The following is an 18,085-nucleotide window of genomic DNA, read 5'->3' on the forward strand; positions in this document are numbered from 1 at the left end:
TGTCCCCATCGCATCCCGACCCTGGAGCAGAAGATGAAGATGATCCTCGCCGCCGACGGCAGCCCGTTCACGAAGAAGGCCCTGGCCTTCCTGGTCAACCAGGAAGGCTTGTGCGCCGGCTGCGAACTGCTGGTGATCAACGTGCAGCCGCCCGTGCCGCCCCGTGTGAAGACGCTCGCCGGGGCGGGCGTCGTGGCGGCCTGGCACCGCGACGAGGCCCACAAGGTGCTGGACCCGATCGCGCGCTTCCTCGACCGGCACGAGATCGCCTACAAGACCCAGTGGGTCGTGGGCCACGCCAGCGACGAGATCGTCGCCGCCGCGCAGAAGGCCAAGGCTCAGATGATCGTGATGGGCACGCACGGCTACGGCGCCATCGGCCGCGCCTTCATGGGCAGCGTGGCCCAGAAGGTGGTCACGCAGTCGAAGGTGCCGGTGCTGCTGGTGAAGTGATCAGAAGTCGCCGGAGCCCGAGGCCAGGCTCTCGAACTTCGTGAGGTTCTTGATGAAGGCCATCTTCACGGTTCCCGTGGGCCCGTTGCGCTGCTTGCTGATGATCAGCTCCGAGACGCCGGCCTCCTTGGAGTCCTTGTTGTAGTAGTCGTCGCGGTAGATGAACATGATCACGTCGGCGTCCTGCTCGATGGCGCCCGACTCGCGCAGGTCGCTCATCATCGGGCGCTTGTCGGTGCGCGACTCCACCCCGCGCGACAGCTGCGAGAGCGCGATCACCGGGCAGCCGAGTTCCTTCGCGAGCATCTTCAGGCCGCGCGAGATTTCGCCGATGGCCGTGGCGCGGTTCTCGTCGCTCATGCCGGACGAGACGCTCATGAGCTGGATGTAGTCCACGACGATCAGCCCCAACTTGCCGCCGCACTGGCGCGCCAGGCGCCGCGCGTTGGCGCGCAGCTCGCTCACGGTGAGGCCGGGCGTCTCGTCGATGTGCAGCGAGACGTTGCGCAGCTTCTCGATGGCCTCCGTCAGGCGCGGCCATTCGTCGTCGGCCAGCTTGCCGGTGCGCAGGTGCGTCTGGTCGATGCGGCCGATGGAGCCGACGATGCGGATCGCGAGCTGGCTCGCGCCCATTTCCATCGAGAACACGGCAACCGGCAGGCCCTCGTGCAGCGCGACGTGCTCGGCGATGTTGATCGCCAGCGAGGTCTTCCCCATGCTGGGCCGCGCGGCCAGGATGACCAGGTCGCCCCCCTGCAGGCCGGACGTCATGCGGTCCAGGTCGTAGAAGCCGGTGGGCACGCCCGTGATGTCGTTCGGGTTGTCCGCCATCTCCTGCACGCGGTCCAGCAGCTGCACGACCAGCGTGTCCATGCCCTGGAAGCCCTGCTTCATCCGCGAGCCTTCCTCGCCGATGTTGAAGATCTTCTGCTCGGCTTCGTCGAGGATCTTGTCGACCGCCTTGCCCTGGGTGTTGAAGGCGGCGGTGGCGATCTCGTCGCTGGCGGCCACCAGCTTGCGCAGGATGGAGCGCTCGCGCACGATCTCCGCGTAGCGGCGGATGTTGGACGCGCTCGGCACGTACTGCGCCAGCGAATTGAGGTACGCAAGGCCGCCGACCTCGTCGGCCTTGCCCTGCGCCTGGAGCTGCTCGTAGACGGTGATCACGTCCGCCGGCTTGGTCGCATTGACCAGCGCGCCGATGACGCCGAAGACCAGGCGGTGCTCGTAGCGGTAGAAATCGCCGTCGGTGAGCAGGTCGCCCACGCGGTCCCAGGCGCCGTTGTCCAGCAACAGGCCGCCGAGCACCGACGATTCGGCCTCGATGGAATGCGGCGGGATGCGCAGCTGCGCGACCTGCCGGTCGCGCGGGGGGCTGTCGTCGACGGGAGTCAACACGGCGGACATGGGGGACCCTTCTTCAATCCGGTATCGTAGGCAGGCACTGTAGGGATGTCCAGTGATAACGCTGTGGAGTTCCCGTGAACAAGTTGCGCACGGGCTGTGGCCAACGCGGGACAAGTCACTTAGAGTGCCTCGCATGTCCTATGGCGAAACCAGCACCCTCGAACTTTCTTCCCTGCGCGCCCCGCTCGACGTCGATGCCGCAGTGGCCTTGGGCCAGCTGCTGATCGGCCGCTCGCGGCTGGACCTGGCGGTGCAGCTGTACGTCGCCGCCCTGCCCGCCCCGCGCGACCTGCCGCCGCTGGAGAGGCTGTTGGTTTTCGCCGATTCCCTCGCCGACAAGACCTTGCGCGCGGATTTCGTGCGCTGGATCGTGCGCACCCGCCACCTGGAGCCGTTCGCGCAGGCGCTGCGCACCGCGCGCTGGCTGCCCGATCCGCGGCGCAACGTCGTCCTGGCTCTGGGCCAGCCCGGCTTGCCCCCGCCGCCCGCGCGAAGCTTCACGATCACCGAGCTCGAGGCGGTCGCCACCGAGCAGAAGGAGCTGCTCGGGGAACTGCATCGGCTCTGTGCCGCGGAGCGCGGCGTCACGCCCGCGGCCGCCGCCTCATTCCTCAGCACGCAGCCGATCGACGTCGTCGAACAGGAATGAAAAAGGCCGCCCCTAGGGCGGCCTTTCCTGAAGGCGGAATGGCTTAGGCCGTTTCGCCGTAGACGTGCACGTTGATGTCCACGACCACGTCCGTGTGCAGCGCGACCTGCACCGAGCTCTCGCCCACATGCTTGATCGGGCCGTTGGGCATGCGCACCTGCGCCTTGACGACCTTGTAGCCCTGCTTGTTGAGCTCTTCGGCGATGTCGAAGTTGGTGACCGAGCCGAACAGGCGGCCGTCCACGCCGGCCTTCTGCGTGAGCTTCACCGTGGTGCCGGCGAGCTTCTCGCCTTGGGTCTGCGATTCGGCCAGCTTGGCGGCCGCGGCCTTCTCGAGCTCGGCGCGCTTGGCTTCGAATTCGGCCTTGGCTTCTTCGGTCGCGCGGCGGGCACGGCCCTGCGGGATCAGGAAGTTGCGGGCGTAGCCGTCCTTGACCTTGACGATCTCGCCGAGGTTGCCGAGGTTCACGACCTTGTCCAGGAGGATGACTTGCATGGTGTTCTCCTTAGATGCGGTGCTGGTCGCTGTACGGCACCAGGGCCAGGAAGCGCGCGCGCTTGATGGCCGTGTTCAGCTGGCGCTGGTAGATCGCGCGCGTGCCGGTCAGGCGCGCGGGGATGATCTTGCCGTTTTCCGCGATGAAGTCGCGCAGGGTGTCGACGTCCTTGTAGTCGATTTCCTCGACGCCGGCGACGGTGAAGCGGCAGAAGCGCTTGCGCTTGAACAGCAGCGACTGCGTGTTGCGCTTCGGACGCTTGTCCTTGTTGAATTTCTTGAACGTGGCCATGTGTGTGCCTCTTTAAGAATCTGGAACGAATGACTGGATGTGGAGCACCGGGTGCTTGCCGCCACGCGCCGCCGCCAGGAAACCGCTGAACCGCCACTGGCTGCCCATCTGCCGGGCCTTCAGGGCTTCGGCCGTTGCGCCGAATGCCACCGCCTTGACCGCCACCTTCACCTGCCGGGGCTGTCCCGCCTCGTGCTGCTCGGATTCGTGTTCGAGCAGCAGGTCGATCGCGGGAATGCCGGCCGGTGTGTGCCGCAGCGCCGAGATTTCGGAGATGCGGGCCGTCAGGGCTAGCTGGTTCACCTGTCCTTCAGCAGCGCGAGCCGCTTACGACTGGTACGACTCCGCTTGCTGGGCCTTGCGGGCCTCTTCGCGCTCGACCGTCTTCATCATCGACGACGGGCCGGTGTCGGCCTTCTTGCGCACCACGGTCAGGTGGCGCAGCACGGCGTCGTTGAAGCGGAAGGCATGCTCCAGTTCGTTCATCACGTCCTGGCCCGCTTCGATGTTCAGGCACAGGTAGTGCGCCTTCGCGAGCTTGTTGATCTGGTAGGCCAGCTGGCGGCGGCCCCAGTCCTCGACACGATGCACCTTGCCGCCGCCGGCGGTGATCATGCCCTTGTAGCGTTCCAGCATGGCCGGAACCTGTTCGCTCTGGTCCGGGTGGATCAGGAGAACGATCTCGTAATGACGCATTTGAGCTCCTTGTGGATTGAGCCGCCCCCGGCGTCTATTCGGGGTGCGGCAAGGGGAAAGCCCGCCATTATAGCTGGCGGGCGGTTGGGCTGCCGGCCGGGAGCGCGGCAGCGGCTCAGTGGTCGTTCAGGGCCTTGTCGAGGGCGCGGAATTTTTCCGGCCCGACGGCGTCCTTGATCTTGGGGGCCACGGCCTGGAGCTCCTCGAAGTTCGAGGCGGCCTCAACCGCCAGGTTCAGGCGGAACCCCCTTAGCCCCAGCTGGGCCGTGAGCGCCGTGGCAATGGGGTAGGCCTCGGCATAGCGCTCCTGCGGCGTGCGGTGCTTGTGGTGCTCGACCGCCTCGGCCTGGGCCTTTTCGGCGGCTTCCTGGGCGGCGCCCTGCTCGGTCGTCGCGTCCTCGACGAGGCCCAGCTCGAAGAGCTTGTCCACGTCCTCCTTGGTCACGCCCACCGGCTTCGTGGCGTTCATCACCTGGTCGAGCGTGCGTTTGCCGTCGAAGAGGATGAACGCCGCGCGTTGCCGGGGGGTCAGTGCCACGGACCGGTCCTTCATCACCCGGTGGCCCAATTCGGTCTTGACGATCAGCATGGTCTCCTCGCTGGCTCTCGTCCCCGCCTTCCTTGCCCGGCGATCGCGTGGCCGCCGGGTCCGTTGTCCTAATTTAGCCCAAAGTTGGGGCAATCAGGTCGGTCTGGGGGCAAACCCTGTCGCAAAGGCACAAAAGAAAAGGCCCGCGAAGCGGGCCTTTCGTGGGGTTGGCGAGAACCTTAGTCGCGGGCGTAGATGTCCACGTCCTTGGTTTCGCGGATGAACAGCATGCCGATGACGAAGGTGCCGGCAGCCACGATCACCGGGTACCACAGCCCGTAGAAGATGTCGCCCGTGGCGGCCACCATCGCGAAGGCCGTGGTCGGCAGCAGGCCGCCGAACCAGCCGTTGCCGATGTGGTACGGCAGGCTCATCGAGGTGTAGCGGATGCGCGTGGGGAACAGCTCGACCAGCATCGCGGCGATCGGGCCGTACACCATCGTCACCAGGACCACGAGGAACACGAGGAGCAGGAGCACCATGCCCTTGTTCATCTTGTCCTTGTCGGCAGGCTGGGTCAGGCCCGCGGCCTTGGCCGTGTCGGCAACCGACTTCTTGAACTCGCCGATGGCCTTGCCGGCCTCGGCGGAGAAGCCGTGGCGCTCGGCGTTCAGCGCGCCCTGCGGGGCGGTGAGCACCTTGTCGCCCATCGTCACGGTCGCCGGGGAGCCGGCGGGACCGGCCACGTTCACGTACGGGATGTACGAGACCGTGAGGGCGCGCTTGGCGATGTCGCACGAGGACAGGAAGTCGATCTCACGCGCGATCGGGCTGCCCTGGAACGAGCAGGTGGACTGGTCGGCGGTGACGGTCACCTTGGTCTTCTGCTGGGCGGCCACGAGCGCGGGGTTCGCGTACTCGAGGATCATCGGGAAGACCTTGAAGTAGGTCACCGCGGCGATCAGGCAGCCGGCCATGATGATGGGCTTGCGGCCGATCTTGTCCGAGAGCGAACCGAACACGATGAAGAAAGGCGTGCCGATCAGCAGCGACGCGGCGATCAGCAGGTTGGCCGTCGTCACGTCGACCTTGGCGATCGTGGTCATGAAGAACAGCGCGTAGAACTGCCCCGTGTACCAGACCACCGCCTGGCCGGCCGTCAGGCCCAGCAGCGCCAGGATGACGATCTTCAGGTTCTTCCACTGGCCGAAGGACTCGGACAGCGGCGCCTTCGACGTGCGGCCTTCGGCCTTCATCTTCTGGAACGCCGGCGACTCGTTGAGCGACAGGCGGATCCACACCGAGATGGCCAGCAGCAGGATCGAGACCAGGAACGGGATGCGCCAGCCCCAGTCGGCGAAGTCCTTGGTGCCCATGCTCTCGCGCACGCCGAGGATGATCAGCAGCGACAGGAACAGGCCCAGGGTGGCCGTCGTCTGGATCCACGACGTGTACGCACCGCGCTTGCCGTGCGGGGCGTGCTCCGCGACGTAGGTCGCGGCGCCGCCGTACTCACCGCCGAGCGCCAGGCCCTGCAGCAGGCGCAGCGCGATCAGGATGATCGGGGCCGCGACGCCGATGGACTTGTAGGCAGGCAGGATGCCGACGACGAAGGTCGACGCGCCCATGATCAGGATGGTGATCAGGAACGTGTACTTGCGCCCGATCATGTCGCCCAGCCGGCCGAACACGATCGCGCCGAACGGACGCACCAGGAAACCGGCGGCGAACGCGAGCAGCGCGAAGATGTAGGCGGACGTGGGATCGAGGCCCGAGAAGAACTGGGCCCCGATGATCGCGGCGAGCGATCCGTACAGGTAGAAGTCGTACCACTCGAAGACCGTGCCCAGCGAGGAGGCGAAGATGACCTTCTTCTCCTCTCTGGACATCGGCGCGGCGGCGGTACCCGCGCGTGCCGTGGTGGTGGAAGCCGTAGCCATGAAGTCGTCTCCTTCGTGAATGAAGTGGACGCAGTGTTGGAAGCTCTTCTGACATCACGCTGACTCGGCGGCGGTGTGTTGCGCATCCACTGCCGAACTCAGGGAAAGCCCTGATAAGCGCGTGTGCGCTCAGCGCGCGGATGCGCGCGGATCCGTAAGTTGCGGTTCAGGCGCGGCGATGGGCCGCGTGAGCAGGCTCACGGCGATCGCGACCGCGAACCCGAGGGGCACGCCGAACACGCCGGCCGACACGGGCAGAATGCCGAACCACAGGTCCTGCCCCGGCGCCATGCCCCAGAACGCGCGGAAGGCCTGCGCGTTCATCGTCATGTAGCAGACGGTGATGCCCAGGCCCGCGAGCATGCCCGCGACCGCCCCGCGCCGGTTGGCGCGCGGCCAGAAGATGCCCAGCACCATCGCCGGGACGAACGCCGACGCCGCGAGCGAGAACGACGCGGAAACGAGCGGCAGGATCTCCGCCGGCTTGATGGATGCGACGAACGCGGCGACGAGCGCCACCGCGAGCAGCGCGAACTTCGACAGGATCACGCGCTGCTCGGGCGTGACGTTGCGGTTGACCTCGTGCGAGTAGATGTCGCGCACCATCGCGTTGCTGATCGTGAGCAGCAGCCCGTCGGCGGTGGACAGCGCCGCGGCCAGTCCGCCGGCGGCGACGAGCCCCGACACGACGTACGGCAGCCCGCCGAGCTCGGGCGTGGCCAGCATGATCATGTCGGCGCCGATGCGGATCTCGCCCCACTGCAGGATGCGGTCGCCGTTGACGTCGGCCACCGAGATCAGCGACGAATCGACCTTGGCCCATTGCGCGATCCACGCCGGCAGCGCATCGATGCTGCTGCCCACCAGGTTGTTCATCACCTCGAACTTCACCAGCACGGCGAGCGCCGGCGCTGCCAGGTACACGAGCGCGATGAAGAAGATCGACCACGCCACCGACGAGCGCGCCTCGGCCACCGTCGGCGTGGTGTAGTAGCGTGTGAGCAGGTGCGGCAGGCCCGCGGTGCCCACCATCAGGCAGAACATCAGCGCGAGGAAGTTTCGGCGCGAGGTGCTGAAGGCCTCGCGCTCCTCCGCCGTGCCGTCCGGGTCGCCCGCGAAGGGCAGGCTGTGGCGCGGCAGGCCGCCGAGCGGCTTGGCGCGGTCCTGCGCTTCCTGCATCGCCTTGGTCCAGCGCTCGCGCGCCTGCGCCGCGTCCTTGGGCACCGCCGCCAGCTCGCGGTTGGCCTGCACGATCAGCGCGGAGTCCGCACCCTGCGCCTTCAGCTGCCGCACGCGCGCCTGCGCCTGGGCGCGCTCGCGCTGCAGGGCTCCTTCGATGTCGGCGAGGCGCGCCTCGTATTCCTGCGCCCGCCGCGCGAAGATGGCGGCGACCTCGCGCTCCTTCGGGTCCTGCGCGAGCTTGTCCTCCAGCTGCGCGATCTTCTCCAGTTGCAGGCCGTACACCAGCGGGGCGGCGGGGTTGCCCAGCTGCTTGTACGCCAGCCACGACACGGGGATCAGGAAGGCCAGCAGCATGATCATGTACTGCGCCACCTGCGTCCACGTGATCGCGCGCATGCCGCCGAGGAAGGAGCACAGGAGCACGCCACCGAGGCCGAGCAGGATGCCGATCTCGAACTGCACGCCCGTCAGGCGCGAGGCGATGAGGCCGATGCCGTAGATCTGCGCGATGACGTAGGTGAACGAGCACAGCATGGCCGACAGCGCCGCGATCACGCGCGGCCAGCGGCCGCCATAGCGCTTGCCGAAGTAGTCGGGCACCGTATAGAGGTTGAGCCGGCGCAGGTGCGGCGCGATCAGCAATGCGACCAGGCAGAACCCGCCCGTCCAGCCCATCACGTAGGCGAGCCCGCCCGCGGCCTGTTCGGTCCCGCCGAAGCCTTGCAGGTACAGGCCGCCGGCCATGCTGATGAACGACGCGGCGCTCATCCAGTCGGCCGCTGCCGCCATGCCGTTGTACATGGCGGGGATGCGGCGCCCCGCCACGTAGTACTCCTCGGGGTCCGACGTGCGGCCGTAGATGCCCACGCCCGCATACATCATCACCGACGCGAACATGAAGATCGGGCCGATCCAGAAGCGCGACAGGCCGTTCACCTCGGCCCAGGCCATCACGCCGATGAACGCCAGCATCGCGGCGACGTAGGTCGCCACCATGCGGTGCAGGCGCCGCTTGTAGGCCGCGTAGGCGGCGGAATCAGCCATCGTTGGGCGTGCCGGGCGGTTCGTTGTCGCCCGGCGCGAGGCGCTTCATCACGGTCGCGTACACCGCGATCACGCCGATGAAGACGAGGACCGTCCCTTGCGCGGCCATCCAGAAATCGAACGGCCAGGGCCCGATGCGGAACTGCAGGTCGCGCGCGAAGAAGCAGATGCCGAAGCTCGCCGCCGCCCAGACGGCGAGCAAGCCTGCCTTCAATGCGAGCACGCGCGGGTCGTGCCGCTCCTGTGCCTCCGGGTCGCCCATGGGCCGATGATGCACCGTCGAGGTGCCACGGTCCAGTGGGTTTTTTACGACGAGAGTCTTACCCGGCGAGCCTTTGCCACGTCTCGATCACCGTGTCGGGGTTGAGCGAGATCGACGTGATGCCTTCGTCGACCAGCCACTTGGCGAAGTCGGGATGGTCGCTGGGCCCCTGGCCGCAGATGCCGACGTACTTGCCTTGCTTGCGGCACGCCTGGATGGCGCGCGACAGCATGGCCTTGACCGCCGGGTCGCGCTCGTCGAAGTCGGCGGCCAGCAACTCCAGGCCCGAATCGCGGTCCAGGCCCAGCGTCAGCTGCGTCAGGTCGTTCGAGCCGATGGAGAAGCCGTCGAAGTACTCGAGGAACTCGTCGGCCAGGATGGCGTTGCTCGGCACCTCGCACATCATGATGACCTTCAGGTCGTCCTGCCCGCGCTTGAGGCCCTGCTCCGCCAGCAGCTTCGTCACGCGGTCGGCCTGGCCGAGCGTGCGCACGAACGGCACCATCACCTGCACGTTGGTCAGGCCCATGTCGCTGCGCACGCGGCGCAGCGCCTCGCACTCCATCGCGAAGGCTTCGCGGAACTCGTCGCTGATGTAGCGCGCCGCGCCGCGGAAGCCGAGCATCGGGTTTTCTTCCTCCGGCTCGTAGCGCGAGCCGCCGATCAGCTTGCGGTACTCGTTCGACTTGAAGTCCGACAGGCGCACGATGACGGGCTTGGGCCAGAACGCGGCGGCAATGGTCGCCACGCCTTCGGCCACCTTGTCGACGTAGAACGCGCGGGGCGACGCATGGCCCCGCGCCACCGACTCCACCGCCTTCTTCAGGTCGGCGTCGACGTTGGGGTACTCGAGGATGGCCTTCGGGTGCACGCCGATGTTGTTGTTGATGATGAATTCCAGGCGCGCCAGGCCCACGCCTTCGTTGGGCAGCTGCGCGAAGTCGAAGGCCAGCTGCGGGTTGCCCACGTTCATCACGATCTTGGTGGCGATCGGCGGCATCTGGCCGCGGTTCACCTCGCTCACCTCGGTCTCGAGCAGGCCGTCGTAGATGTGGCCGGTGTCGCCCTCGGCGCAGCTCACGGTCACCAGCGTGCCGTCCTTGAGTTTCTCGGTCGCATCGCCGCAGCCGACGACGGCGGGGATGCCCAGCTCGCGCGCGATGATGGCCGCGTGGCAGGTGCGCCCGCCGCGGTTCGTGACGATGGCACTGGCGCGCTTCATCACCGGTTCCCAGTTGGGGTCGGTCATGTCGGTGACGAGCACGTCGCCGGCCTGCACCTTGTCCATCTCCGAGATGTTGTGCACGAGGCGCACGGGCCCCGTGCCGATCTTCTGGCCGATGGCGCGGCCTTCGGCGAGCACCGGGCCCTTGCCCTTGAGCTTGTAGCGCTTTTCGGACTTGCCGCGCGCCTGGCTCTTCACGGTCTCGGGCCGCGCTTGCAGGATGTACATCTGGCCATCGGAGCCGTCCTTGCCCCACTCGATGTCCATCGCGCGGCCGTAGTGCTGCTCGATCACCAGCGCATAGCGCGCGAGCTGCTCGACCTCGGCATCCGTGAGCGAGTAGCGGTTGCGCAGCTCCAGCGGCACCTCCGAGGTCTTCACCAGCTTGCCGGAGGCCTTGCGCTCGTCGTCGCCCGCGAACACCATCTGGATCAGCTTGGAGCCGAGGTTGCGGCGGATCACGGCGCGCTTGCCCGCCGCGAGCATGGGCTTGTGCACATAAAACTCGTCCGGGTTCACCGCGCCCTGCACCACCGTCTCGCCCAGGCCGTAGCTGGAGGTGATGAACACCACCTGGTCGAAGCCCGATTCGGTGTCGATGGTGAACATCACGCCGGCGGCGCCGAGGTCGCTGCGCACCATGCGCTGGATGCCCGCGGACAGCGCCACGTCGGCGTGCGCAAAACCCTTGTGCACGCGGTAGCTGATCGCGCGGTCGTTGTAGAGCGAGGCGAAGACTTCCTTGACCTTGTGCAGGGCCGACTCGATGCCGACCACGTTGAGGAAGGTTTCCTGCTGGCCCGCGAACGACGCATCGGGCAGGTCTTCGGCGGTGGCCGAGGAGCGGACCGCGAAGCTCGCGTTCGGGTTGCCGGCGGAGAGCTTGTCGAAGTGCAAGCGGATCTCGCGCTCCAGGTCGGCCGGGAATGGCTGCTCCTCGATCCACTTGCGGATCTCTGCGCCCGCCGCCGCGAGCGCGCGCACGTCGTCGGTGTCGAGCGACGCAAGGCGCTGCTGGATCTTCTGCGCGAGCCCGCCGTGCGCCAGGAACTGGCGGAACGCATGCGCGGTGGTGGCGAAGCCCGTGGGCACGCGCACGCCCTGCGGCAGCTGCGAGATCATTTCGCCGAGGCTGGCGTTCTTGCCGCCGACCGCCTCGACGTCGGTCATCCTCAGGTTCTCAAACGGTACGACCAGGGCGGCCGCATCAAAGAGCGCAGACATGGGGAAACTCCAGAAGTTGAAACCGGGTCTGCGCCCGCCAGGCGCACCCACGCATGCTCGGCCACGAAGCTTTGTGCTTGTTCGAATGGGCTCGGGAAGTGCATGCGGGGGAGAATTCGATAATTGCCGACGATTGTAGGTGCCCGGGGGTCTGCCGGGGCTTGCACCGAACTGAAAGCACTACGCCATGCACACCCGGACTGTCTTCTTCATCTCCGACGGCACCGGCATCACCGCCGAGACCTTCGGCAATGCCATCCTGGCGCAATTCGACGAATTCAAGCCGCGGCATGTGCGCCTGCCGTTCGTCGACACGGTGGACAAGGCCCACCAGGTGGTGCGGCAGGTCAACCATGTGGGCGAAGTCGAGGGGCAGAAGCCCATCGTCTTCACCACGCTGGTCAACAAGGAAATCCTCGCCGTGCTGGAGAACGGGTGCAAAGGGATGCTGCTGGACATGTTCGGCACCTTCGTGCGCCCGCTCGAGGTGGAGCTGGCGCTCAAGTCGAACCACCGCATTGGCCGCTTTTCCGACGTGAGCAAGAGCAAGGCCTACCACGACCGCATCGAGGCCATCAATTTCAGCCTGGCGCACGACGACGGGCAGTCCAACGCCGACCTGGCGCAGGCCGACGTGATCCTGGTGGGCGTGAGCCGCAGCGGCAAGACGCCGACGTCGCTGTACCTGGCCATGCAGTACGGCTTGAAAGCGGCGAACTACCCGTTGATCCCCGAGGACTTCGATCGCCAGCAGCTGCCGGGCGCCCTGTTGCCCCACCGCAAGAAGATCTTCGGCCTGACGATCCAGCCCGAACGGCTCTCGGAGATCCGCAACGAGCGCCGGCCGAACTCCCGCTATGCCTCGCTGGAGAACTGCCGTATGGAAGTGTCCGAGGCCGAGGCGATGATGCGGCGCGCGGGCATCCGCTGGCTCAGCACCACGACGAAGTCGATCGAAGAGATCGCGACGACCATCCTGCAGGAGATCCGGCCCGAGCGGCTGGAGTACTGACCCCCGCATAGGCAGTCCCTAACTGCGCGATTGGGCCAATCCATCGCGAGGGCATCGTGGCGCCGATATGATAGCCATCACCAATCGGTAACCACAACTCAACAGAGGAAAACTATGTCGCTGATCAATACCCAGGTCCCCGAGTTCACCGCCACCGCCTACCACGCAGGCAAGTTCGTGCCGGTGACGCAAGAGAACTTCAAGGGCAAGTGGTCCGTCGTCGTGTTCTACCCCGCCGACTTCACGTTCGTGTGCCCGACCGAGCTGGGCGACCTCGCCGACAACTACGAGGAATTCAAGAAGCTGGGCGTGGAGATCTACGGCGTCTCCACCGACACGCACTTCACGCACAAGGCGTGGCACGACACGTCGGACACGATCGCGAAGGTGCAGTACCCGCTGGTCGGCGATCCCAACCACCAGCTCGCGAACTTCTTCCAGGTCCTCATCACCGAAGGTGAGGACGCGGGCCTGGCGCTGCGCGGGACCTTCGTGATCGATCCCGAGGGCCGCATCAGGACGATCGAAGTGCACGACAACGGCATCGGCCGCGACGCCAAGGAAACGCTGCGCCGCGTGAAGGCCGCGCAGTACATCGCCGCGCACCCGGGCGAAGTCTGCCCCGCCAAGTGGAACGAAGGCGCCGAGACGCTCGCGCCGTCGCTGGACCTGGTCGGCAAGATCTAAAGAGGCACGCCGATGCTCGACGCCAACCTGAAGGCGCAACTCGCCGCCTACCTGCAGCGCATCGCGCAGCCGGTGGAGCTGGTGGCGTCGCTCGACGAGACGCCCGGCTCCGCCAAGCTGCAACAGCTGCTGCGCGACATCGCGGAAGCGTCGCCGCTCATCTCGGTCACCGAGACGCGCGGCGGGCCGCACCGCTCGCCGTCGTTCTCCGTCGGCAAGCCGGGCGAGACGCCGCGCGTGCGTTTCGCCGGCCTGCCCATGGGGCACGAATTCACGTCGCTGGTCCTTGCCCTGCTGCAGGCCGGCGGCTACCCGCCCAAGGTCGATGAAGCCGTCCTGCACCAGGTGCGCAACCTGGGCGCGGACCTCGACTTCGAGATCTACGTTTCCCTCACCTGCCACAACTGCCCCGACGTCGTGCAGGCGCTGAACCTGATGGCGATCCAGAACCCGCGCATCAAGGCGACCATGGTCGACGGCGCACTGTTCCAGGACGAGATCGCGCAGCGCGAGATCATGGCCGTGCCGACGGTGTTCCTCAACGGCACGCGCTTCGGCCAGGGCCGCATGACGCTGGAGGAAATCCTTGCCAAGGTCGACACGGCCGGCGCGCAGCGCGAAGCGGAGAAGATTTCGGGGAAGGACCCGTTCGACGTGCTGATCGTCGGCGGCGGGCCCGCGGGCGCTGCGGCTGCTGTCTACGCGGCGCGCAAAGGCATCCGCACGGGCATTGCCTCCGAACGCTTCGGCGGCCAGGTGCTCGATACGCTCGGCATCGAGAACTTCGTCTCCGTCAAGGAGACCGAAGGCCCGAAGTTCGCGCTGGCGCTGGAAGAACACGTGCGCCACTACGACGTGGACGTCATGAACCTGCAGCGCGCGAAGAAACTCGTGCCCGGCGACCACGTGCACGAGATCGAGCTGGAAAGCGGCGCGAAGCTGAAGGCCAAGACCGTCATCGTCACGACCGGTGCGAGGTGGCGCCAATTGGGTGTGCCGGGCGAGGCCCAGTACCGCAACAAGGGCGTGGCCTACTGCCCGCACTGCGACGGGCCGCTCTTCAAGGGCAAGCGCGTCGCGGTCGTCGGCGGCGGCAACTCCGGCGTGGAAGCGGCGATCGACCTGGCAGGCATCGTGGCGCACGTGACGCTGGTGGAGTTCGACACGAAGCTGCGGGCCGACGCGGTGCTGCAGAAGAAGCTGGCGACGCTGCCGAACGTGACGGTGCTGCTCAACGCGCAAACGACCGAAGTGTCGGGCGACGGCCAGAAGGTCAACGGCCTGGCGTACAAGGACCGCGAAAGCGGCGAAGTGAAGCGCGTCGAGCTCGAAGGCGTCTTCGTGCAGATCGGGCTCGTCCCCAACACGGAATGGCTCAAGGGGAACATCGAGCTCACGCGCCACGGCGAGATCGTCGTCGATGCCAAGGGCCAGACTTCGGTGCCGGGCGTGTTCGCCGCGGGCGACGCCACGACGGTGCCGTTCAAGCAGATCATCATCGCCGCCGGCGACGGCGCCAAGGCCGCGCTGGGCGCTTTCGACTCGCTCATGCGGCGCTGATTGCGCGAGAATCCCGGGGAGAACAACAACTCCGGGAACTCCCATGCAAGGCGATCCGCTCGTCATCCAGCACCTGCAGGCGCAGCTGCGAAACGAACTCACCGCGACCAACCAGTACTTCCTGCATTACCGCATCCTGAAGCACTGGGGCTTCGACAAGCTGGCCAAGAAGGAGTACGAGGAGTCGATCGGCGAGATGAAGCACGCCGACAAGCTGATGGAGCGCATCCTCATGCTCGACGGCCTGCCCAACCTGCAGGACATGGGGAAGCTGCTGATCGGGGAGAACGTGCCGGAAATCCTGGAGTGCGACCTGCGCAGCGAGCGCGGCGCGCAGGCCGCCATCAAGGACGGCATCGCCCATTGCGAATCCGTGCGCGACTACGTCTCGCGCGAAATCCTCGAAGACATCCTCACGGACACCGAAGAGCACATCGACTGGCTCGAGACGCAGCTGGACGTGCTGGCCAAGGTAGGCGTCCAGAACTACCTGCAGTCCGCCATGGGGGAAACCGGCTCCAGCTGAGCTGGAAAAACCCGTTTCGGATCAGGCATTTGCAAATGCGAGCGATTCGTGTTTAGAATCGCTGCATGATCGTTTGTGTCTGCCGCCGGGTCTCCGACCGCGAAATCGCCCGCCACGCCCGTGCCGGGATGGATTTCGACGACATCCAGTTCGAACTGGGTGTGGCGACGCAGTGCGGCCAGTGCGAAGGCTGCGCCCGCGACATCGTGTCCCAGTGCCGACCGCTGCAGCCGATGGCCGCCCTGAGCAAGGCCGGCGACGTGCCGCAGGCCCAGGCCTAAAGGCCGATCGCCGCGATCCCCGCGCGCGCCACCTGCGCATCCTCGGTCGACTTCACCCCGCTCACGCCCACCGCGCCCAGGCACATGCCGTCCTTGAGGATTGGTACGCCACCTTCCAGCATGCCCTCCAGCGGGGCCGAGAGGAAAGCGATGCGGCCGTTGTTGATCGTCTCTTCGTACACCTTGCTCTCGCGCTTGCCCAAGGCTGCGGTGCGGGCTTTCGCGGGCGCGATCTGCGCCGAGATGGGCGCGGCGCCGTCCAGGCGCTGCAGCCACAGGACATGGCCGCCGTCGTCGACGATGGCGATCGACACCGCCCAGGAGTTCTTGAGGGCTTCGGCCTCGGCCGCCGCCGCGATGGCCTTGGCGTCGGCCAATTCCAGGATGGACTTGTTCTTCATGCGGAAAGCATACGTCACGGCCTTGAACCAACCTAGAATCGCCGCATCTAACAGCCCATCAAGGAGATGGACCCTATGAACGAAGCGATCCAGACCGCCGACTACGGCTATGCCGGCTCAACGGTTGCCGAGCGCAACCGCGTGCTGCGCAACACCTACTGGCTGCTGGCCCTGAGCATGATCCCCACGGTGCTGGGCGCCTGGATCGGCGTGGCCACCGGCATCACGCGCGGCCTCACGGGCGGCATCGGGCTGCTGGTGTTCCTCGGCGGCGCCTTTGGCTTCATGTTCGCAATCGAGAAGACGAAGAACTCGGCCGCGGGCGTGCCCGTGCTGCTGGCCTTCACCTTCTTCATGGGCCTGATGCTCGCGCGCCTGCTCGCGATCGTGCTCGGCTTCAAGAACGGCACCTCGCTGGTCATGACGGCCTTCGGCGGCACGGCGGCGATCTTCTTCGCGATGGCGAGCCTCGCCACCGTGATCAAGCGCGACCTGTCCGGCATGGGCAAGTTCCTCTTCGTCGGCGCGCTGGCGCTGATGGTGGGCGGCATCATCAACGTGTTCGTCGGCTCGACCACGGGCATGCTGGTGATCAGCGTGCTGGCCATCGGCATCTTCAGCGCCTACATGCTGTGGGACGTGAAGCAGATCATCGACGGCGGCGAAACCAACTACATCACCGCCACGCTGGCGCTGTACCTGGACGTGTTCAACGTGTTCCAGAGCCTGCTGGCGCTGCTGGGCATCTTCGGCGGCGAAAGAGACTAGGCGGCGCAGCCGCGAATCAAAAGGGGCCCGCGGGCCCCTTTTTCATTGCTCGAAGACCGCGATGGATTCGACGTGCGCCGTGTGCGGGAACATGTTGACCACGCCCGCGGCCATGCACCGGTAGCCCGCTTGATGCACCAAGAGCCCCGCGTCGCGTGCCAGTGTGGCCGGGTTGCAGCTCACATAGACGATGCGCGACGGCGGCTGCCAGTTGCCGCGCAGGGCCGGGTCCTGGTGCAAGTCGGCCAGTGCCTTTGCCAGGGCGAACGCGCCTTCGCGCGGCGGGTCGACCAGCCAACGCTGCGCCACGCCGTCCCCGACCAGCTGCTGCGGCGTCATCTCGAAGAGGTTGCGCGCCGCGAAGCCGACCTTCCCTTGAACGGGATTGAGGGCGAGGTTTTCCTGCGCGCGCCGGACCAGCGCCTCGCTGCCTTCGATGCCCAGCACCTCGCCCGCACGCGTCGCGATCGGCAGCGTGAAATTGCCCAGGCCGCAGAACCAGTCGATCACGCGCTCGCCGCGCGCCGCGTCCAGCAGCCGCAGCGCCCGCGCGACCAGCACGCGGTTGATGTGCGGGTTGACCTGCGTGAAGTCGGTCGGCTTGAACGGCATGCGCACGCCGAACTCCGGCAGCGCGTACGCGAGCTGCGGCCCGCCCTCGTCCAGCAGCTTCACCGTGTCGGGGCCCTTGGGCTGCAGCCACCACTGCACGCCCGCGTGTTCCAGCGCGAAGGCACGCAGCTTGGCGATGTCGCCCTCGCTCAGGGGCTCGAGATGGCGCAGCACCAGCGCCGTCACCTCGTCCCCGCAGGCCAGCTCGATCTGCGGCACGGTCTCGATGGCGTCCATGCTGCCGATGAGCGCGCGCAGCGGCAGTAGCAGGTCGCTCACGTGCTTCGGCACGACGTGGCATTCGCGGATGTCGGCGACGTAGCGGCTCTTGCGCTCGTGGAAGCCCACCAGCACCGCGCCCTTCTTGCGCACGTGCCGCACCGAGAAGCGCGCGCGCCAGCGGTAGCCCCAGGGCGGGCCCTCGATGGGGCGCAGCACCGTCTCGGGCTTGACCTTGCCGAGGTGCCACAGGTTGTCCTCCAGCACGCGCTGCTTGATCGCCACCTGGGCGGCCGGGTGCAGGTGCTGCATCTTGCAGCCGCCGCACGCGCCTTCGTGCAGGCCGAAGTGCGGGCAGCGGCCCTGCACGCGCTGCGACGACTCGCGGTGGATTTCGGTGAGTTGGCCCTGCTCCCAGTTGTTCTTGCGCCGGCGGATCTCCACCGACACCACTTCTGTCGGCAGCGCGCCGTCGATGAACACGACCTTCCCGTCGGGCCGCCGCGCCACACCCTGCGCCTCGATGTCGAGCGCGTCCACGGCCAGCCAGCCGTCGGGCCAGACCGGCACTTGCCGGTCTTCGCCAGGACTCGGCTTTTCAACTTCCTCTGTCATGGCCC

At 66.9% G+C, this 18,085-nt stretch carries 20 protein-coding genes; 8 read left to right on the plus strand and 12 right to left on the minus strand.

Annotated elements, in window-relative coordinates:
• Positions 1-33: 33 nt before the first annotated feature.
• The gene (locus tag WG903_RS15170; protein WP_340076899.1) at positions 34-453 is read left to right on the plus strand and encodes a universal stress protein; all 420 of its coding nucleotides are present in this window, start codon (positions 34-36) and stop codon (positions 451-453) included.
• Here WG903_RS15170 and dnaB read toward each other — a convergent pair whose 3' ends face one another.
• Positions 454-1,860, minus strand: a complete 1,407-nt coding sequence (gene dnaB / locus WG903_RS15175; protein ID WP_340076901.1) for a replicative DNA helicase — start codon at positions 1,858-1,860, stop codon at positions 454-456.
• Positions 1,861-1,993: 133 nt separating this feature from the next.
• Between dnaB and WG903_RS15180 the strand changes: the two genes are divergently transcribed.
• Positions 1,994-2,509 (plus strand): hypothetical protein, encoded by a 516-nt coding sequence (locus tag WG903_RS15180; RefSeq protein ID WP_340076904.1) that lies wholly within the window; start codon positions 1,994-1,996, stop codon positions 2,507-2,509.
• Positions 2,510-2,552: 43 nt separating this feature from the next.
• On the opposite strand, the gene rplI is transcribed toward WG903_RS15180, so the two are convergent.
• The 9 genes from rplI to ppsA form a co-directional block, all read right to left on the minus strand.
• On the minus strand, positions 2,553-3,005 hold the full coding sequence (gene rplI / locus WG903_RS15185) for a 50S ribosomal protein L9 (RefSeq protein WP_340076907.1): 453 nt from the start codon (positions 3,003-3,005) through the stop codon (positions 2,553-2,555).
• 10 nt (positions 3,006-3,015) lie between these two features.
• Entirely contained in the window at positions 3,016-3,297 is a 282-nt protein-coding gene (rpsR, locus tag WG903_RS15190; protein ID WP_048438842.1) for a 30S ribosomal protein S18, read from the minus strand.
• A 12-nt stretch (positions 3,298-3,309) separates the two neighbouring features.
• Complete coding sequence (priB, locus tag WG903_RS15195) at positions 3,310-3,600, minus strand: primosomal replication protein N (protein ID WP_340076912.1); 291 nt, start codon at positions 3,598-3,600, stop codon at positions 3,310-3,312.
• Positions 3,601-3,624: 24 nt separating this feature from the next.
• Positions 3,625-3,993 carry a 30S ribosomal protein S6 gene (rpsF, locus tag WG903_RS15200; protein ID WP_340076914.1) on the minus strand — a complete coding sequence of 123 codons (369 nt, stop codon included), beginning with the start codon at positions 3,991-3,993 and terminating at the stop codon, positions 3,625-3,627.
• A gap of 115 nt (positions 3,994-4,108) precedes the next feature.
• Positions 4,109-4,582 (minus strand): hypothetical protein, encoded by a 474-nt coding sequence (locus WG903_RS15205; protein WP_340076916.1) that lies wholly within the window; start codon positions 4,580-4,582, stop codon positions 4,109-4,111.
• A 179-nt stretch (positions 4,583-4,761) separates the two neighbouring features.
• Positions 4,762-6,462 carry an MFS transporter gene (locus WG903_RS15210; protein ID WP_340076918.1) on the minus strand — a complete coding sequence of 567 codons (1,701 nt, stop codon included), beginning with the start codon at positions 6,460-6,462 and terminating at the stop codon, positions 4,762-4,764.
• 129 nt (positions 6,463-6,591) lie between these two features.
• Positions 6,592-8,688, minus strand: a complete 2,097-nt coding sequence (locus WG903_RS15215; RefSeq protein ID WP_340076920.1) for a VC_2705 family sodium/solute symporter — start codon at positions 8,686-8,688, stop codon at positions 6,592-6,594.
• On the minus strand, positions 8,681-8,950 hold the full coding sequence (locus WG903_RS15220; RefSeq protein WP_340076922.1) for a DUF4212 domain-containing protein: 270 nt from the start codon (positions 8,948-8,950) through the stop codon (positions 8,681-8,683). Before WG903_RS15220 ends, WG903_RS15215 begins: the two co-directional genes overlap by 8 nt.
• 58 nt (positions 8,951-9,008) lie before the next feature.
• Complete coding sequence (gene ppsA / locus WG903_RS15225) at positions 9,009-11,399, minus strand: phosphoenolpyruvate synthase (protein WP_340076924.1); 2,391 nt, start codon at positions 11,397-11,399, stop codon at positions 9,009-9,011.
• A gap of 187 nt (positions 11,400-11,586) precedes the next feature.
• Between ppsA and ppsR the strand changes: the two genes are divergently transcribed.
• The 5 genes from ppsR to WG903_RS15250 all read left to right on the plus strand — a co-directional run bounded on the left by ppsR (position 11,587) and on the right by WG903_RS15250 (position 15,465).
• Complete coding sequence (ppsR, locus tag WG903_RS15230; protein WP_340076926.1) at positions 11,587-12,411, plus strand: posphoenolpyruvate synthetase regulatory kinase/phosphorylase PpsR; 825 nt, start codon at positions 11,587-11,589, stop codon at positions 12,409-12,411.
• 114 nt (positions 12,412-12,525) lie between these two features.
• Positions 12,526-13,098, plus strand: a complete 573-nt coding sequence (gene ahpC / locus WG903_RS15235) for an alkyl hydroperoxide reductase subunit C (protein ID WP_340076928.1) — start codon at positions 12,526-12,528, stop codon at positions 13,096-13,098.
• Positions 13,099-13,110: 12 nt separating this feature from the next.
• Positions 13,111-14,658: an alkyl hydroperoxide reductase subunit F gene (ahpF, locus tag WG903_RS15240; RefSeq protein WP_340076931.1), complete on the plus strand. Its 1,548-nt coding sequence runs from the start codon at positions 13,111-13,113 to the stop codon at positions 14,656-14,658.
• A gap of 43 nt (positions 14,659-14,701) precedes the next feature.
• The gene (bfr, locus tag WG903_RS15245; protein ID WP_340076933.1) at positions 14,702-15,184 is read left to right on the plus strand and encodes a bacterioferritin; all 483 of its coding nucleotides are present in this window, start codon (positions 14,702-14,704) and stop codon (positions 15,182-15,184) included.
• Between the two features lie 65 nt (positions 15,185-15,249).
• On the plus strand, positions 15,250-15,465 hold the full coding sequence (locus WG903_RS15250) for a (2Fe-2S)-binding protein (protein WP_340076935.1): 216 nt from the start codon (positions 15,250-15,252) through the stop codon (positions 15,463-15,465).
• On the opposite strand, the gene WG903_RS15255 is transcribed toward WG903_RS15250, so the two are convergent.
• The gene (locus WG903_RS15255; RefSeq protein WP_340076938.1) at positions 15,462-15,866 is read right to left on the minus strand and encodes a GlcG/HbpS family heme-binding protein; all 405 of its coding nucleotides are present in this window, start codon (positions 15,864-15,866) and stop codon (positions 15,462-15,464) included. The genes WG903_RS15250 and WG903_RS15255 overlap by 4 nt on opposite strands.
• Before the next feature lie 75 nt (positions 15,867-15,941).
• Between WG903_RS15255 and WG903_RS15260 the strand changes: the two genes are divergently transcribed.
• On the plus strand, positions 15,942-16,634 hold the full coding sequence (locus WG903_RS15260) for a Bax inhibitor-1/YccA family protein (protein WP_340076941.1): 693 nt from the start codon (positions 15,942-15,944) through the stop codon (positions 16,632-16,634).
• A gap of 42 nt (positions 16,635-16,676) precedes the next feature.
• Here WG903_RS15260 and rlmD read toward each other — a convergent pair whose 3' ends face one another.
• A complete protein-coding gene (rlmD, locus tag WG903_RS15265; RefSeq protein ID WP_340076943.1) occupies positions 16,677-18,080 on the minus strand; it encodes a 23S rRNA (uracil(1939)-C(5))-methyltransferase RlmD in 1,404 nt (467 codons plus the stop codon).
• Between the last annotated feature and the right edge of the window lie 5 nt (positions 18,081-18,085).

Source organism: Ramlibacter sp. PS4R-6 (assembly GCF_037572775.1).
In the GTDB taxonomy this organism is placed as follows: domain Bacteria; phylum Pseudomonadota; class Gammaproteobacteria; order Burkholderiales; family Burkholderiaceae_C; genus Ramlibacter.

What these genes read in the sequence shown, in the direction of transcription:
- WG903_RS15170 (WP_340076899.1), top strand. Translation starts at nt 34, where the DNA reads ATGAAGATGATCCTCGCCGCCGACGGCAGCCCGTTCACGAAGAAGGCC.
- dnaB (WP_340076901.1), bottom strand. Translation starts at nt 1,860, where the DNA reads ATGTCCGCCGTGTTGACTCCCGTCGACGACAGCCCCCCGCGCGACCGG.
- WG903_RS15180 (WP_340076904.1), top strand. Translation starts at nt 1,994, where the DNA reads ATGTCCTATGGCGAAACCAGCACCCTCGAACTTTCTTCCCTGCGCGCC.
- rplI (WP_340076907.1), bottom strand. Translation starts at nt 3,005, where the DNA reads ATGCAAGTCATCCTCCTGGACAAGGTCGTGAACCTCGGCAACCTCGGC.
- rpsR (WP_048438842.1), bottom strand. Translation starts at nt 3,297, where the DNA reads ATGGCCACGTTCAAGAAATTCAACAAGGACAAGCGTCCGAAGCGCAAC.
- rpsF (WP_340076914.1), bottom strand. Translation starts at nt 3,993, where the DNA reads ATGCGTCATTACGAGATCGTTCTCCTGATCCACCCGGACCAGAGCGAA.
- WG903_RS15205 (WP_340076916.1), bottom strand. Translation starts at nt 4,582, where the DNA reads ATGCTGATCGTCAAGACCGAATTGGGCCACCGGGTGATGAAGGACCGG.
- WG903_RS15210 (WP_340076918.1), bottom strand. Translation starts at nt 6,462, where the DNA reads ATGGCTACGGCTTCCACCACCACGGCACGCGCGGGTACCGCCGCCGCG.
- WG903_RS15215 (WP_340076920.1), bottom strand. Translation starts at nt 8,688, where the DNA reads ATGGCTGATTCCGCCGCCTACGCGGCCTACAAGCGGCGCCTGCACCGC.
- WG903_RS15220 (WP_340076922.1), bottom strand. Translation starts at nt 8,950, where the DNA reads ATGGGCGACCCGGAGGCACAGGAGCGGCACGACCCGCGCGTGCTCGCA.
- ppsA (WP_340076924.1), bottom strand. Translation starts at nt 11,399, where the DNA reads ATGTCTGCGCTCTTTGATGCGGCCGCCCTGGTCGTACCGTTTGAGAAC.
- ppsR (WP_340076926.1), top strand. Translation starts at nt 11,587, where the DNA reads ATGCACACCCGGACTGTCTTCTTCATCTCCGACGGCACCGGCATCACC.
- ahpC (WP_340076928.1), top strand. Translation starts at nt 12,526, where the DNA reads ATGTCGCTGATCAATACCCAGGTCCCCGAGTTCACCGCCACCGCCTAC.
- ahpF (WP_340076931.1), top strand. Translation starts at nt 13,111, where the DNA reads ATGCTCGACGCCAACCTGAAGGCGCAACTCGCCGCCTACCTGCAGCGC.
- bfr (WP_340076933.1), top strand. Translation starts at nt 14,702, where the DNA reads ATGCAAGGCGATCCGCTCGTCATCCAGCACCTGCAGGCGCAGCTGCGA.
- WG903_RS15250 (WP_340076935.1), top strand. Translation starts at nt 15,250, where the DNA reads ATGATCGTTTGTGTCTGCCGCCGGGTCTCCGACCGCGAAATCGCCCGC.
- WG903_RS15255 (WP_340076938.1), bottom strand. Translation starts at nt 15,866, where the DNA reads ATGAAGAACAAGTCCATCCTGGAATTGGCCGACGCCAAGGCCATCGCG.
- WG903_RS15260 (WP_340076941.1), top strand. Translation starts at nt 15,942, where the DNA reads ATGAACGAAGCGATCCAGACCGCCGACTACGGCTATGCCGGCTCAACG.
- rlmD (WP_340076943.1), bottom strand. Translation starts at nt 18,080, where the DNA reads ATGACAGAGGAAGTTGAAAAGCCGAGTCCTGGCGAAGACCGGCAAGTG.